Origin of the sequence: Citrobacter sp. Marseille-Q5395 (assembly GCF_947057495.1) — a bacterium.
Classification (GTDB): domain Bacteria; phylum Pseudomonadota; class Gammaproteobacteria; order Enterobacterales; family Enterobacteriaceae; genus Citrobacter; species Citrobacter murliniae.
In genome coordinates, this window is record NZ_CAMSEL010000013.1 from 39064 (window position 1) to 53695 (window position 14632).

Below are 14632 nucleotides of genomic sequence, written 5' to 3' on the forward strand. Positions count from 1 at the left end.
TTGTATACTGTTTAAAACAAAGGAGTGACTATGCCTGCCACCATAAGTCTGAGCAATATCCCTGTGAACTCGGTCTTTTCCCACGACCAAAGCCAGTTCTCTTATCGGCATGTTGATTTCAGTATTGAGTTGCTGCTTTCTTCGGGAAGTGACTCACAGCTGGAGTATCTTTTTCTCAAACCGGCAGCTGAAGTAAAGGCCGATCTACAGCGTCGTTTAGGCCGTGGGGAACTCTTTGTGACAACAGACAGTTGCGACAATTTTAGCGAAGTCTATGGCTGTATGGGACACGATTGCTGAGGGCTTTATAAAGGCAGGCGTCCGATTTTATAACAATACGAGACACAAGCACCTAATGATGACTGAATCGTTCTATGACTGGGTTGTGTACTGCATCACGGGCGTAATAATGGCGTCGGCGCTCCTCGAAGGAAAAAGAACCCGTTTCCCGGCTGCATTTTTTTACGGAAGCATTGTGCTTCTGGTTGTTTTGATTGTGGCCGGTGGCCTGAACTGGTGGTTTTACCGGTCAAAATTCGGCTCAGTCGTCGTTATTTTTGCTGCTACAACACTGTTAATGACCCGATTCAGGATGGTCATTTATGCGCTCAGGTTTCGGTCGCTGGTTGCAGGTCTGCAATCACACGTTAACAAGGGGTTCAGGATAATCCTCGTTTTACCCGAAAATGAGGACGAGAAGATCGTATTAATGAGCATGTTGTCTAAAAAAATACCCGCAGGCGCGTTGTTTTATACCCAAACTGCTCTGGGTCCATATTCAGGGGATCTACTGCATGCATTGGGACAAAAGCATCTTATGGGCGAAGGTTACCTGCTTCTCTGTGAGCAACAACTTCCTGCCCGAACCTGGCTAAGCACTGTGGAAAACGGTGAACCAGAGACGTCTCTTGCAGTCAATTTTCATTCGATCCCTGATATGGAGTGATACCCCTATGTACAATACCGATTCACAGACCGTACCAGCTGACACCCTGTGTGAAAGCAGTTCTCAGGTGAAAATTCAGTTAAGTCGAAGTGCCTCCCGGGCGCTGACGACGGCGAAAGAAATTCTTGAAACCCGGGGACTGGAATCTGTATCAACTGAAGATCTCGTTCGGGCATGCCTCGAAGAAAATCATCCTCTCGATCTGGCCAGCATCTATCTTGAGCATCGACTAAAACAGAAGGGGACCAGCATCTGCGAATTTTAGCGTTTTGCAACCTATTGGGGAAAATCCGGAATGTGTTTAAATAGCTGTAAATAAAGCAATCTACAGGTAAATCATGAAAAGCAATCTTCATCCTTTTGGAGCGTCTGGCACGAAACGAGTACTCAAAACGGACATTGCGTTGTCGCTGCTCTGTTGGATGTTTACCAGTCCCTTTAGCAACTGGACCGAAAAATATTTTACCGGCACAGAGGTGCCTGAAGCACCGATGCCCGAGTTGGGTCAGGCACCTGAGGCTATCTTTCGATTTGTGCTTAATGATGATGGTTTTGATGTTGGTTATGACGCTGTGGGTATGGATCTCTGCTGTTTCTCTATCCCACTATCTGCAATGCCAACAGTAAATCTCGACGAAGAAGAGACGTTATCCAGGCTGACTGGCGAAATGATCCACGGCGTACTGCTTTCTCTGCCTGAGTACCTTGAGATGCCAGACAGGCTTGTCTATCAGCTAAATGATGAGGTAATGGCGTTCAATTCACACTGTGGCAACGGAATTCTCCATGGATGGACGTCAGCGCAAGAGCTGTGGCGAAACGAGATCTTGCCACGCACACCTATTTTGATGCAGCACACCTCAGTCATTCACTGAGTTCCGGGGGCTCTGGATGAAAAAGCGACTTTACCTGTTGGAATGGAAACTTTGTGAGACACGAGCCTGGTTAGGATGGATGGTTTTTTGGTTGATCATCAGTTTTATGCTGTTATCTGCGATGTTGATGACAGGGCATTTGCTAAACAAGTTTGTCCTAGCGCCCGTCTGGCTGTTTATCTGGTGCTCTCCCTGGTTATGCTTCTTGTTGAAGGTACGCGTGACCGAGATTGATAAAGGGCTGGTGAATACCCTTCAGCTCGGAGGTTTACCGGTTTGTCGGTGGAGCCGTCCTGTAGTTCCCGGCATTTGGTCTGTTGATCGAATGAACGGCCGCTACAGGCTGAACCGTATTGGCACGGATGGCCTAACGGTACATTATCCGTGGCGCTTGCATTATCAGCCTTTGTTCCTGACTCCGGATAACCAGATTTCTGATATTAACGGGGGTAAACATGAATGAAAAATATGACGCTGTAGTGAGTGCAGCTACCTCCTGTCTGTTGTATGTCCGTGAAAACGGAAGGTCAGGCCTCGGGGAATGCCCGGTGGCGTATTCGAATGAACTCATCAACAGATGGCTTAGTTCGGCTGAACGTCGTAATTTGCATTCTCGTCAGTGTTTGCGTTCGATCCGAACCATTCTGAAGCAAGCCAGAAAGTGTCGTCAGCCTGATTTTAAGAGCGTGATGCATTTGCTGGTGGAAGGTAATGGCGTTATCCCGGATGTTACAGTATCGGATTTGGGTAATGTGCAGAGTATACGAAATGAACTTATTGGACTGGGCTGGTGGGTGAAGTTCGGTGTACCGCTGGACTGGCAGCGTATCAATCTGCAACACAGGCCTGTCAGTTTTGGCCTTTTGTCCGACCTTAATCGTTGTTTCAGGCATGACGGCCAGCAGGCTGAACCTCTGCCCCTTTATACAACAGGCAATTCCGATGAACTGCGGAAGGTGTTGGAAAAGTACAGCTACCGGCTGCGTATCGCATCTTCAGAAGTGGTTGAGGATGTAACGGTGTTGCGCTGTTTTATTGAAACCGGAGTGATGAATGTCCAGTGAAAATTTACCTTTCTACCGTGATCGGATTCTGGAGCGAATTGAACAGCTCAGAGCCTTTCTGAATAACCATCAGCCGGTGATGGCGGAACTGATGACTGTGGGGGCCGTCACGCGCCACGAAGAGCGGCTGAAAGAGGTTACCCCAATTGAGGTGAGTACTATTTCTGATGCCTCTGTAGATGACATTATCCGTGTATTTCAGGATTTTTGTATCGATGACATCGATGTACTCAGCAGGAATTCAACGAAAGTAACGACCAAATATCCGGGGCTGATTATTGTTCCTGAGGGTGCCGAACTGCTGAGCAGAATTATTCGCGATATCAACGACGCCAAAACTGACTTTGCCTCAGCTATGAAAAGGGTAAATGATGAGAAACACATCCGCTTTGAGGAAGTTCACCGTAAACTTCCCGGCCTTGTGACAGTGGCGTCTACTCGCAAAATTATGTTTGTGGAGGCACGGCTTAAAAAAGTTACTTTTTGCTGGCGACTAAACCGGAACCAGGTAAAAACCAACGCCAGTGAGCTCATCGCGATGCTGGATAAGCGTCGTACGGCAGCGGTCAAATCGCCAGCGACCACTGACCTGACAGTGGTTGCGAACATCGATAGGGCGAAGGCATTACTTGAAAGAAAGGTCCTACAAGACGGGGATGCGTTACGTCTTTGTCGGACCAATACCTTCCCGGTTCCGATCGCGCATCTGTTCTCATACCGTCCTGAAGGCACGGAGCGTGGAAGTAGCAAATACGCCGAGACGGATTACAAGGTGGTGAAAGCCTCACTGCCCATTTTCGCTGTTGGACAAAAGCCAGCATTTAAAGGTCTTCAGAACTGGGTGCCTGCGTCGGATGACGCACCGTCAAATGCACGAAGGATCAACCATAGCTACACGGAGCTTGTACCCGGTGCGGATCTTGGCATTTTCATTATGAGTAAGGTCTGAGGAGAAAAGCATGCAATGGATCTCCACTACCAGCCAGAAGCTCGATGAGAGACTTTATCGTGTCTGTGTCTGGGTGAAAAAATACCACGAGGACGCTATTAACCGTGTTGTATTGACGGTGGATCTCAGTAAAGCCCGACATGACCCGGGAGAGGATAAGGTACGGTCCGAGTTACTGTGTGGCCATTACTTTCTCATGAGGAAGGAAAACAATGCGAAATCGGCGCCAGCGGATCAAAACTTTGAATTTTTACCTGACGGCCGCAACCTGAGCTGGCAGACGTCGACCCCGGGGCTTCAGCAGCTTCTGCTGAACAATAATGTACCGGAGTCCCTCAGGACCCTGGCTGATTATATTCACATGCGTCTGACCAAACTGACAATGGTCCCGATGTCGGGAACCATAATGAAAGCTGCACAGGAAGACAGTATCAGCTGGGTGAAAGTGGATCTGCGATATTTCTGGCAGTATGAACTGGTTGATTCCCATCTGGGACCTGTCCAGGTGTCTCATAAGGCGCTTGTGCGTTTTGGCCGTCTGGCTAAACACGATGAAAATGCCAGCGCTATTCGTATGCTTCGCCAGCGGTTGTCATCACCATTTATTCAGGAATATGAGATGCCTGAGGAGGAGCTGAAGCGTAAGCAACAGATCATGAATACCGCCGATGTGAAAATGCTTTTTCATGCTCATTATCCGGGGCAGAAATTGCTGTTGGCCCGGTATGCCAATGGCTGGGTGCTGGTGGATTGTTTCCTGTTCCACCATATCAAACCCAAAAAGAAGGCGAAAAACAAAACCAAAGCAGGCAAATCAGAAACACAAAATATAAAAACGACGGGGAGTGAGGATCATGGAACTGGGCATTATGGTGTGCATCGTGTTGTTACTCTCACTGGCAGCGGTGTGGATCAGTAACAAGGCGGTGGGATTACTGGAAATCCATTATTTTAAGCGACCGCTGAGCATGGAATATGCGGCGTGGCTGAGGGTGATGTGTGCCGGTTTGTTGTTTATTTTTATCCAGATGGCCCCGGCATTCACGTTTCTGTATACGCTTAAGCTGGTGGCACTGTTAAACTTGGGTGTGCAAACTATGAAGCTTAACGGCGTTTATAAAATGAAACGCACAGGTATGCTGCCGCCGAAAGACGCCCTTCAGGATCTGAACCGGTTTAATCCTTTCCGTAAGAAATAACCCTCAGCAGCGCCCGCATGGGCGCTACTCATCCAGCGCTCCGCGCATGAATTGCGTCATCGCTTTTTTACCAGCTTCAATGTTACGGATATAGCGTGAAACCATCTCCGCGTTGCTCCAGTTACCCATCTCCATGATCTGCAAGAGCGTATACCCGGCATGAGCAAGTTCGATGGCACCGCCTACGCGGACGCTGTGACCGGTCCAGCATCGGGTGCCCGTTTCCTGCGGATGAAGCTCTTCCCAAAGCGCTTCAAAGGCCCGGAGTAGCGTGTTCTTACTAAGCATACCCTCATCCTCGACGGGAATGGGTTCGCCATTTCCCCCGAGCGGGGTTCGGGTAGGCAGATAGGGCATGTTATGGTTTCTCAGCAGCGCATTGATTTCGTTACCCTGGCTTCGTAAACCCCATTCAGGTGGCATATATCCGTTATCCTGAAAGTTAACGGCCTGAAAGAGATAGTCCTTCGGATGGCTGTATTGATCCCTTCCGACCATACCCATCAGCCTTCTCAGTGTGGCTGTGAGGTTAGGGGTCAGATGATAGGTGAGCAGGGTACTGACAGTGGATTTTGTCCGGTATACCGTCAAGGTAAAGCTGCCGGTCTTTTCATCCAGCACAAGGTCTTCCATCCGAATTCGCCTGATCTCCGCTGAGCGAAGCAGTGTTTCAAACCCTGTCCAAATTAGGCAAAGGTCGCGGAGTTTGCGCACCGACTGCGTCGTACTGTGTGCTTTAATCAATGCCTTTAGATCCGTCACCATGAATGGCGTAGCCTGGCGGGTAACTTTCTGCTTTCGGGCTTCAGCCTGTTCGAGGGCCGCAAGAATATAACCCACTTCAGATGTGATGATCCCAGGCTGATCGAGTGCTTTCCTTTGGATACTGTTCAGGGCATGCAGGCACCCTTTAATACTGCTTCGTGACAGTGACTTCTGAAGATGGTCTAAATAGGCCAGCAGTGGAGTTTCAGTCACCGGGAGAGAGCTGGCGGGCCAATCTTCGTTCACCTCCTTTCCTGCATTTGCCTGATACCACTCATTCCAGGAACGCAGCCAATGGAGATACGTCTTAGCCGTATGGTATTTCAGGTGAGAAAAATAGCGGATGAGGCGCATCAGTTGCTTGTCATTAACTTTAACCGTAGACAATTGTTGATGGAGATCGTTGTCTGCAAACCGTCTGGTTACTGGCTGGCTATTCATTGTGTCCACCTGAATACACTGTTTTTATTTACAGCCATTTTAGCATTGCGGTACCTGCTTATGAACAGGTTCCGGGCAACAAAAAAGTGCCGGTGTCAATTCTTTCGCGCAAATCAAGAAGGACTTGAAACCGTATATGGGACAGTAGGTTAGCTCCTTTCGGGGCCGCTTAGAAGAAGAGCGGCGTTGTCGGCTAGGAGCGACATAGGAGCGTTGGGAGAGAAAGCCGCATCGCACTGTGTAGTGCTGGATTGCCGAGGAACGGCGGGCCTGTCGCATCATCATAGCCCAACAGGCTCGGCGGCATCCAGAATGAAGAACGCGCAGCCTGGGCTGCGCGTTCGATGGATGCCGTTGAATAGCATGCGGTGCAATCATGGCGGCTTCGGTGGTGTGCTGCGGGTCGCCGTGCCCTTCCTGAATCCTCGATCCCCCGCCATGAACGCTTCCAGCATATGCGGGATCAGCGTCGCCGCATCAACGGCCTCGCCATACGCCTGCGCGTGTAGCGCGGCGTAGCGGTCGAGGTCGACTTTCAAGCTGGTCGGGCAAACGAAAGTCAGCTTGGTGCTCTCGGTCTTCGGCAGCGGGCCGAGCCGCAGCTTCTTGGTCGTGCTCATCGTGAAGTCCCCCGGTTGAAGAACAGCGGCTGGTACGGCCGCAGCACCAGATCCCGGTTGACGATGATGCGAACCGGCAGGCCCGGCCGTTGCGTTAAGGTCGGCTGGATGTTGAGGTTGCGCCGGGTCATCTCCTGGCCGACCTGATTGATGCTGTCCTGCGCGCTGTCGCGCCCAGCGATGATGACGCGATCACCATCCTGCCGGTTCTCCGGCGCGGCCAGCTCGGCACCGACGCCCAGCAGCGTGGTGAGTGCCGCACCGGCAAAGATGCGGCCCCAGTGGTAGTCCACATCGTCCTCCAGCCCGGCATAGCCGGCTGGGTCGGTGCCGGCCAGGTTGTCGAGCGTGAGCGAAGACGTGTCCGGCAGGATGATCCGGTTCCAGACGACTTGAACGCGGCTCTGCCCGTAGCTGACCTGGCTGTTGTATTTGCCCAGGATGCGCGAACCCTGCGGAATCAGCAGGAAGCGCCCGGTGGCTGTGTCATAGACCGGCTCCGTCACCGTGGCGATCACGTCGCCGGGCAAGTCCGACTTGATGCCCGTCACCAAGGCACCTGCGACCACTGTTCCGGCCATAACCTGATACGGCGAAATTGGCAGAGTCAGATTGCCGGAATTACGGGTTTCAGTGGGGCCAGCTTTCATGAAAGCCTCTTTCTGGTCTTGCCGGTTTTGCACCGCTGTCGGGTCAGCAGGTTGGGCCGCCGTGGAGGCCGGCCCGGCCGCCAGCGGGTCAAACGCCGCATTGGCGGCGAAGCCCGGCGCAGCGGCCACCTGTGTCTGCGCTACCGGCGCCGCATTCTGCCCACCCGAGCGGAAGAACACGGACGAGGCCGCGGCCGCCTCGGCTTCTTTTCGCAGGGCATCGTTCGGGTCGTGACCGGGGGCCGCGTAGGCAGCCGTCGCCGGTTGCTGCGACTTCACGATAGCCGGGCCAAGATCGCCCGGCAGCGGTGGCCCTAGTTCGGGAACGGCAGGCAGCAACGCCGGCGGCAGCTTGGAATAGTCCGTCGGCAGCGCATCCAGTCCTTCCGACTTTGACACGCGATCGACGTTGTAAAGCTCGGTCTGCTCGCCTGTGCTGCGTCGATGAGGTTGCAGCGACCACATCAGCGCGCCGAGCACGGCGACCGCTAGGACGCCGGCAAGGATGGCCAGCGAGCGCCGGTTCAGGCGTGTGACTGGACGCGGCTGGGCGCGCAGCGCCACTGCCTCCGGCGCCACCTTGTCCGCCTGCGGCGCGGCAAGGTCGGGAGTGTCATCCTGGCTCATGGTCAGTTCCTCCGTGCAACACCATCGGTGCGCTCGATCCGCACCACGTCGCCGCCATCGCCGCCCAGCCGCAGTTCGGCCGCGCCGAACAGGCGATCCACGACGTAGTACGGCGAGCGAAAACGGTAGTTCACCAGTTGCCCGTCGCCCTGCGCGCCGATGACAAACAGCGGCGGCAGCTCGCCCTGGGCGATGCCCGGCGGGAACTGGATATAGACCTTCTCTCCATCATCGAAGGCGCGCAGAGGCTTCCACGGCGGGTTGCTGCCCGATACCGCGTAGCGGAAGCGGATCTTGTCCAGCGACAGGCCCGTATCGACAGGCGTTGTTGCCTGCGCTGCCTGCGCCTGGCGCTGCAACGCGAGCATTCGGTCTTTCGGATAGTCCCAGGACACCGACGCCATCCATGCCCTCTCGGTCGAGGTCAGCTCCAGCAGGTAGGTGCGCCGACTGGTGGTGATGACGAGATTGGTTTTCAGACCGGAGCGGATAGGCTTGACCAGCACATTGACGCGCAGATCGGCCCCGCCGCCGCTGGACGTGTCGCCCACGATCCAGCGCACGGTATCGCCGGCGGCGACCGTTACCAGTTCCTCGCCCGGTTGAAGCGAAACCACCGTCACGCGCCCCGGCGACGCATAGACCTGATAAAGCGCGCCATCGGTGAACGGCCACACCTGAATCGCGTTGACGTAGCCCTCACGGGTAGGCGCGATACGCGCTTCTGCATTGGCACGGGAAACGCGCACCTTTTCGTCGGCCGGCTCCGGCGCAACGGGGGCCTCATCGAGTTCCGGCAGGGGCTTCAACTGCGCCGGCAGCGCCAGCGGTTCAGGGACGGCGACGACTTCGACGGGCTTGGGCGGTTCGGGCAACGGCTGGGCCAGCACCGTCTCGTCGAGCGAGATGGATGGCGGCGGCTTCCCCTGCGAGGCGCAGCCCGCGAGGGCCAGCAGCGTCAAAGGAACAACGTAAAGGCGGAAACGAAGTTTCATGGTTTGGCTCCTTCGGAAGAATCCAGTTCGCGGCTCCATGACAGGCCGTTGACGTAGATACCCAATGGGTTCTTGAGCAGGCGCTGTTCAGTACGCGGGGTTTGCAGGACGGTCGAAAGCACGGCGTTCCAGCGTTCGGTGCCGGCGGGCGCACCGTTGACATAGCGCTGCTCTGTCCAGCGCACGTTGAAAGACGTGTCGCTCGCGCGAACCACGCTGGTGATTTGCACCGTTACCGATTCCTTGCCGATGCGGGCGAATGGGTCATTGGTGCGGGCGTAGTCGTTGAGCACCGCCGCGCCCTTGTCGGTGGTGTAGTCGTAGGCATCGAGCCAGTTCTGCCGCACCACGATGGGGTCGATGGACAGCGAGCGAACCAGCGTCACGAAGCGCGCCAGGTGGTGCGCGATCTGCGCGTCGCCGGGCCGGTACGGCGTGGCGGCCTCTCCCACGGCGCGCACCTGCCCGGCTTGATCGACCTCGATGACATAGGGCGTCACGATGGACTGCGCCGAGCGCCACACCAGGCCGCCGGCCATCAACAGCGCGAGCACTAGGCAGCCGAAGGCCATCAGGCGCCAATTCTTCGCCTGCACGCGGGCGGAGCCGATACGGTCGTCCCACACCTGGGCGGCGGCTTGATACGGGGTGGCAGGCTGCGGCGTATCGGCGTAGCGCACCTGCGGTCGTTTGAATCGCATGGGTGTTCTCCTTGAAGGTTAGGTATCGGAATCCCGCAGGCTCGGGCCTTGCCCGGAGCCGCCGCCGTCGCCGCCGCGCAGCGTGTGGGCGGCAGTGGTCGCGGCATGGGTAGCCTGCTGGCGGCGGTGCATCCGCTTGGCCCAGGCCGGTTGCTGTTGCTTCTGCGAGCCTGCGGTGCCGTCTGCGGTCTGGCCGGGGCCAGCACCGTCGCTGCCGGCTTCTGTGCCGTTCCAGCCAGCGCGGAAGGAGTCGGCCACCTTCTGCCCAACAGCGGAAGCACCAGAGGTGACGCTGCGGCCTGCGGCTTGTGCGCCAGTCTTGGCGACATTGCCGAGGCCAGCCGCCGCGCCCTTGGCACCGCCGCCGGCCGCAGCGGAACCGGCCTGGAACGCCGATCGGGCACTGCCGGCCGCCGAAGTCGCGGCACGCGCACCGGCACCGGCCAGCTTTGCGGCCGCCGGGGCCATTCGTGCCCCGGCCATGACGGCGCCGCCCACGCCCGTTACGGCGGCGCCGATGGCAACGCCGGTGCCGACAGCCCCGACCGCAGCACCAGCCATCGCGCCCGCACCAAGCTGTGGCGCACCGGACACCAGGCCGGTGGCGATACCGGGGCCGAAAATGCCCAGCGCCAGCAGCGCGAGCGAGGCCAGCATCACGACCAGCGCGTGGTCGATGGATGGTTCGTCGGGATGCACCTGGAACTCGGCGAACAGGCCTGAACCGATGCCGACGATGACGGCCAGCACCAAGACCTTGATGCCTGACGACACCACGTTGCCTAGCACCTTTTCCGCGAGGAACGAGGTCTTGTTCCAGAGTGCAAACGGGATCAAGACGAAGCCGGCGAGCGTAGTCAGTTTGAACTCGATCAGCGTGATGAAAAGCTGTACGGCCAGCACGAAGAAGCAGAGGATCACCACCAGCCAGGCGATGAACAGAACCACGATAGGGTCGATGTTCACGAACACCTCGGGGAACCCAGCCATGTCCCCGATCTGTTCCAGAATCGGCGCGGCTGCGTCGATGCCGGTCTTCGCCAGCCGGCCCGGCTGAAGGAAGTTCTCCATCGTGATGGCCGAGCCGGTAGCGGTAATTCCCAAGCCGGCGAACGAGCGGAACACGATGCTCGCCAGCCAGTTGAAGTTGCCGATGATGTAGGCGAACGCGCCGACACAGAGCACCTTGCGCAGCAGCTTGGCGATCACGTCGTCGCCCTGGCCGGTGGCGTGGCTCATGGCCCAATACAGGCCAGCGATCGTCATGTCGATGACGATGAGCGTGGCGGTGAGAAATGCCACTTCGCCCTGCAATAAGCCGAAGCCCGAGTCGATGTAGCGCGAGAACGTATCGAGGAAACGGTCGATGATGGTCACGTCGTTCATGGCGAATCCTCGGGCGGAGTGAGCGGAACGGCGCCCTCTGGCAATTCATCTGCGGGCGTATCGAAGCTCGGCGGAATCGGCGGGAGTTCAGCCAGCGAGTTGTATTCATCCGGCCCGGTATGGCCGGCGAAGAAGCGCCGCCGGAAGGCTTCAGCGGCGGCGCGGCAGGCATCCTCGCCCACGGCCATCAGGACGGAAGCGCATCGCATGGCCGCCTCCGGTCAGTTGTTATAGAAGTTGACGGACTGCGGCGTGTACGGCGTGCCGGTGCCCAGAAAGCGCCGCCGCACTTCGCGGGCGCGCTCCATAGCCGCCGCTTGCCGCGCCAGTTCCAGTGAAGCGGCCCGGTCTTGCGTGATCTGGAGCTGCTGCGCCTGGATCGACTGCTTGGCCTGCAAAGCCAGGAGCTGGTTCGTCGCCTGCATCGCTTGCAGCGCGCCGGTGGCCGACTGGCTCTGGCTCACGAGATCGGCCAGCGCGCTTTCGTCTTGGGCGAGGTTCTGCGACACCTGCGCCTGCATCCGCATCGCGGTGTGCAAGCCGTTCAAGGTGTTCTGCCAGCGTTCGCGGGCGTCCTGTGCCATGCGGTCGCCGCTGATGGTGGCGGCGTACTGTTCCGGGTACAGGCGGGCGAACGTGGCATCCATGCTCTGCACGTCGTAGGCCAAGCCGCGCGCCTCGGCGATCAGGCGCTCGGTGGTGGCGAGCGTCGAGCGCAGGCGGTTGACGATGTTGAAGTCGAGATTTGCCAGGTTCCTGGCCTGGTTCATCAACATCTGCGCCTCGTTCTGAAGCTGGTTGATCTGGTTGTTGATCTGTTCCAGCGTGCGCACGGCGGTCAGCGTGTTCTGCACGAAGTTGGACGGGTCGAACACCGTCAGCGCGGATGCGGGCTGCACGGCCAGCAGCGATACCGACAGCACGGCAGCGAGTGAGACAGAGAGCAAACGGGGCTTGGTCTTCATGGTGAAACCTCCAGCGGTTGAGAAGCGAGAAAGGAAGCTGCCGCCGGAGCGGACGGCAGCAGGTCGGCGGCCCAGCCGAGGCCGCGATGGCGCAGCCACGCGCCGGCGAAGCCGGGAGCGCCGGCCTGCGTCAGCACGCGGTCAATATCGCGTTGGTCTTGAGGGGTGGATGCGCCCGCGAATGCGAGCGCGACAGGCCCCAGGTCGAGGTCGAACAGGCGATTGCCGAGGCGCGACTGGTAGTAGTAATCGCGCTTGGGCTGTGCGGTCGCCACGATCTCAATCTGGCGGCTGTTCAAGCCGAAGCCTTCGTAGATCGTGCGAATCTGCGGCTCGGTGGCCTGCGGGTTAGGTAAGAAGATCCTGCTCGCGCAGCTTTCGATGATGGCTGGCGCGATGGTCGAGTCCTTGATGTCGGCCAGCGACTGCGTGGCAAAGATGACGCTGACGTTCTTTTTTCTGAGCGTCTTGAGCCATTGCCGGATGCGGGCCGCGAAGGACGGCTCATCGAGGAACAGCCACGCTTCATCGAGGATCAGCAGCGTGGGCGCGCCGTCAAAACGTTCGTCGAAGCGGGCGAACAGGTAGCGCAGCACTGCTTGCACGGCGGCGGGGCTGTGCATCAGTTCTTCCATCTCAAAGCCCTGCACGTCGGCCATGCCCAGCCGGTCGTGGTCAGCGTCCAGCAGCTTGCCGTGGGCGCCGCCCAACACATAGGGCGCGAGCGCTTGGCGCAGCGCGTTGGACTGCAATAACACCGACAAGCCGGTCATGGTGCGCTGCTCCACTGGCGCACCGGCAAGGCTTCGCAGCGCCGACCAAATGGCAGCCTTCTCGTCCGGGCCGACCGTCACGCCTTCGTGCAGCAGCCGGCCCTCCACCCATTCGGCGGCCCAGGTGCGGTAGCCCTCGTGGGCTATTCGCGCGAGTGGCTGGAAGGCGATGCCGCCATCGGCACCGAGGTCGTAGTGCTCACCGCCAAGGCCGAGGATGGTGGCGCGCATCGAGCGCCCCATGTCGAAGGCGAAGATCCGCGAGCCGAAGTAGCGCCGGAACTGCATGGCCAATATGGCGAGCAGCACCGACTTGCCCATGCCGGTCGGCCCGGCGACAAGGGTGTGCCCCACGTCGCCGATGTGCGTCACCAGCCGGAACGGCGTCGCGCCATCGGTGCGGGTGACGATCAGCGGCGGGCCATCGAGGTGTTCGTTCTTCTCCGGCCCAGCCCATACCGCTGACATCGGCATCATGTGCGCCAGGTTCAGCGTCGAAACGATGGGCTGACGCACGTTCGCGTATGCGTTGCCGGGGACGGACGACAGCCAGGCATCGACTGCGTTGAGGGTTTCGGGGATGGTCACGAAACCCCGGCCCTGGATGACGCGCTCCACCATGCGCAGCTTCTCGTCGGCCACGGCCGGGTCGGCGTCGAGCACCGTCACCGTGGCGGTGAGGTAGCCGAAGGCGACTTGATCGCTGCCCAGCTCCTGCAAGGCGGCATCGGCGTCGGCGGCCTTGTTGCTGGCATCGGTATCGACCAGCGGGCTTTCCTGCTGAAAGATCGTTTCGCGCAGCAGCGCGATGACGTTCTTGCGCTTGGCGAACCATTGGCGCCGCAAGCGCCCCAATTCCCGTTCCGCCTCGGCTTTGTCCAGGCACAGGAAGCGCGTACTCCAGCGATACGCAAAGCCCAGGCGGTTGAGGTCGTCCAAGATCCCCGGCCAGGTCGAGGTCGGGAAGCCTCGTACCGACACCACGCGCAGGTGCTGATCGCCCAGCATGGGCGCCAGGCCGCCGACCAGCGCGGCATCGGCCAGCAGTGCGTCGATATGGAACGGCACGTCGGGCACGCCGACGCGATAGCGCCGCGTGGAGACTGTGGCATGCAGGTAGGTCAGCGTCTGGCTATCGTCCAGCCAGGCAATCTCCGGCATCACACCATCGAGCAGGTCGAACACGCGATCGGTCTCTGCCACGAAGGAATCAAGCCGACCACGCCAGTCCACACCCTCAGTGGGCCGGTTCTCGTACAGCATCCCAGCCGCACGGGCGCGAGACTCTTGCGGCGGTAGGTGTTGCAACGTGAAGTGATAGACGCTCTCGAAATGGCCATCCGACTCCTCGAACGCCGCGCGTCGCTCCTCATCCACCAGCCAGGACAGTGGTTCGGGAAAGGAGGATTGCGGATAGCTCGATGCCCGCATCCGCTCGGCCTCGATATAGAAGGCCCAGCCAGACCCGGTACGGCGAAGCGCGTTGTTCTGCCGCGCCGACGTGGCAATCAGCTCGCCCTGTGTCGCACTGTCCAAGTCGGGGCCGCGAAACTGGAACGTGCGTTGAAACGAACCATCTTTGTTCAGCACAACGCCCGGCGCGACCAGCCCGGCCCAGGGCAGCCAGTCGGCAAGCAAGGCCGGGCGCTGACGATATTCGGCAAGGTTCAGCATGG

General features: G+C 58.3%; 18 protein-coding genes. 9 read left to right on the forward strand and 9 right to left on the reverse strand.

Translation table 11 applies throughout. The features are described from left to right. The first annotated feature begins 30 nt into the window (after positions 1–30). The 9 genes from OH663_RS15640 (at position 31) to OH663_RS15680 (ending at position 5033) form a co-directional block, all read left to right on the forward strand. Positions 31–300 (forward strand): hypothetical protein, encoded by a 270-nt coding sequence (locus OH663_RS15640; protein WP_015063142.1) that lies wholly within the window; start codon positions 31–33, stop codon positions 298–300. A 109-nt stretch (positions 301–409) separates the two neighbouring features. After that, the gene (locus tag OH663_RS15645; RefSeq protein ID WP_223203164.1) at positions 410–946 is read left to right on the forward strand and encodes a hypothetical protein; all 537 of its coding nucleotides are present in this window, start codon (positions 410–412) and stop codon (positions 944–946) included. A 7-nt stretch (positions 947–953) separates the two neighbouring features. Next, positions 954–1211 (forward strand): hypothetical protein, encoded by a 258-nt coding sequence (locus tag OH663_RS15650; RefSeq protein WP_015063144.1) that lies wholly within the window; start codon positions 954–956, stop codon positions 1209–1211. Between the two features lie 73 nt (positions 1212–1284). Then, entirely contained in the window at positions 1285–1821 is a 537-nt protein-coding gene (locus OH663_RS15655) for a hypothetical protein (RefSeq protein WP_015063145.1), read from the forward strand. Between the two features lie 16 nt (positions 1822–1837). Continuing rightward, on the forward strand, positions 1838–2284 hold the full coding sequence (locus tag OH663_RS15660; protein ID WP_015063146.1) for a hypothetical protein: 447 nt from the start codon (positions 1838–1840) through the stop codon (positions 2282–2284). After that, positions 2277–2885 (forward strand): hypothetical protein, encoded by a 609-nt coding sequence (locus OH663_RS15665; protein ID WP_015063147.1) that lies wholly within the window; start codon positions 2277–2279, stop codon positions 2883–2885. Before OH663_RS15660 ends, OH663_RS15665 begins: the two co-directional genes overlap by 8 nt. Then, complete coding sequence (locus tag OH663_RS15670) at positions 2875–3834, forward strand: DNA replication terminus site-binding protein (protein ID WP_015063148.1); 960 nt, start codon at positions 2875–2877, stop codon at positions 3832–3834. Before OH663_RS15665 ends, OH663_RS15670 begins: the two co-directional genes overlap by 11 nt. A gap of 10 nt (positions 3835–3844) precedes the next feature. After that, a complete protein-coding gene (locus OH663_RS15675; RefSeq protein WP_015063149.1) occupies positions 3845–4753 on the forward strand; it encodes a hypothetical protein in 909 nt (302 codons plus the stop codon). Next, a complete protein-coding gene (locus tag OH663_RS15680; protein ID WP_015063150.1) occupies positions 4689–5033 on the forward strand; it encodes a hypothetical protein in 345 nt (114 codons plus the stop codon). Before OH663_RS15675 ends, OH663_RS15680 begins: the two co-directional genes overlap by 65 nt. Before the next feature lie 24 nt (positions 5034–5057). Here the strand turns inward: OH663_RS15680 and OH663_RS15685 are convergent, their stop codons facing one another. From OH663_RS15685 to trbE, 9 genes are all read right to left on the reverse strand, one after another. Then, on the reverse strand, positions 5058–6239 hold the full coding sequence (locus OH663_RS15685; protein WP_015063151.1) for a tyrosine-type recombinase/integrase: 1182 nt from the start codon (positions 6237–6239) through the stop codon (positions 5058–5060). 374 nt (positions 6240–6613) lie between these two features. After that, a complete protein-coding gene (locus tag OH663_RS15690) occupies positions 6614–6859 on the reverse strand; it encodes a DUF2274 domain-containing protein (RefSeq protein ID WP_000108283.1) in 246 nt (81 codons plus the stop codon). After that, complete coding sequence (locus OH663_RS15695; protein WP_003092274.1) at positions 6856–8136, reverse strand: TraB/TrbI/VirB10 family type IV secretion system protein; 1281 nt, start codon at positions 8134–8136, stop codon at positions 6856–6858. The genes OH663_RS15690 and OH663_RS15695 overlap by 4 nt, the downstream gene beginning before the upstream one ends. A gap of 2 nt (positions 8137–8138) precedes the next feature. After that, on the reverse strand, positions 8139–9131 hold the full coding sequence (trbG, locus tag OH663_RS15700; RefSeq protein WP_000776560.1) for a P-type conjugative transfer protein TrbG: 993 nt from the start codon (positions 9129–9131) through the stop codon (positions 8139–8141). Then, entirely contained in the window at positions 9128–9832 is a 705-nt protein-coding gene (trbF, locus tag OH663_RS15705; RefSeq protein WP_001211312.1) for a conjugal transfer protein TrbF, read from the reverse strand. The genes trbG and trbF overlap by 4 nt, the downstream gene beginning before the upstream one ends. Before the next feature lie 18 nt (positions 9833–9850). Further along, the gene (gene trbL / locus OH663_RS15710) at positions 9851–11218 is read right to left on the reverse strand and encodes a P-type conjugative transfer protein TrbL (RefSeq protein WP_023093366.1); all 1368 of its coding nucleotides are present in this window, start codon (positions 11216–11218) and stop codon (positions 9851–9853) included. Next, positions 11215–11427: a hypothetical protein gene (locus tag OH663_RS15715; RefSeq protein ID WP_431614247.1), complete on the reverse strand. Its 213-nt coding sequence runs from the start codon at positions 11425–11427 to the stop codon at positions 11215–11217. The genes trbL and OH663_RS15715 overlap by 4 nt, the downstream gene beginning before the upstream one ends. A 12-nt stretch (positions 11428–11439) precedes the next feature. Beyond that, positions 11440–12183 (reverse strand): P-type conjugative transfer protein TrbJ, encoded by a 744-nt coding sequence (gene trbJ / locus OH663_RS15720; protein ID WP_003092277.1) that lies wholly within the window; start codon positions 12181–12183, stop codon positions 11440–11442. Beyond that, the gene (trbE, locus tag OH663_RS15725; protein ID WP_000933135.1) at positions 12180–14630 is read right to left on the reverse strand and encodes a conjugal transfer protein TrbE; all 2451 of its coding nucleotides are present in this window, start codon (positions 14628–14630) and stop codon (positions 12180–12182) included. The genes trbJ and trbE overlap by 4 nt, the downstream gene beginning before the upstream one ends. Between the last annotated feature and the right edge of the window lie 2 nt (positions 14631–14632).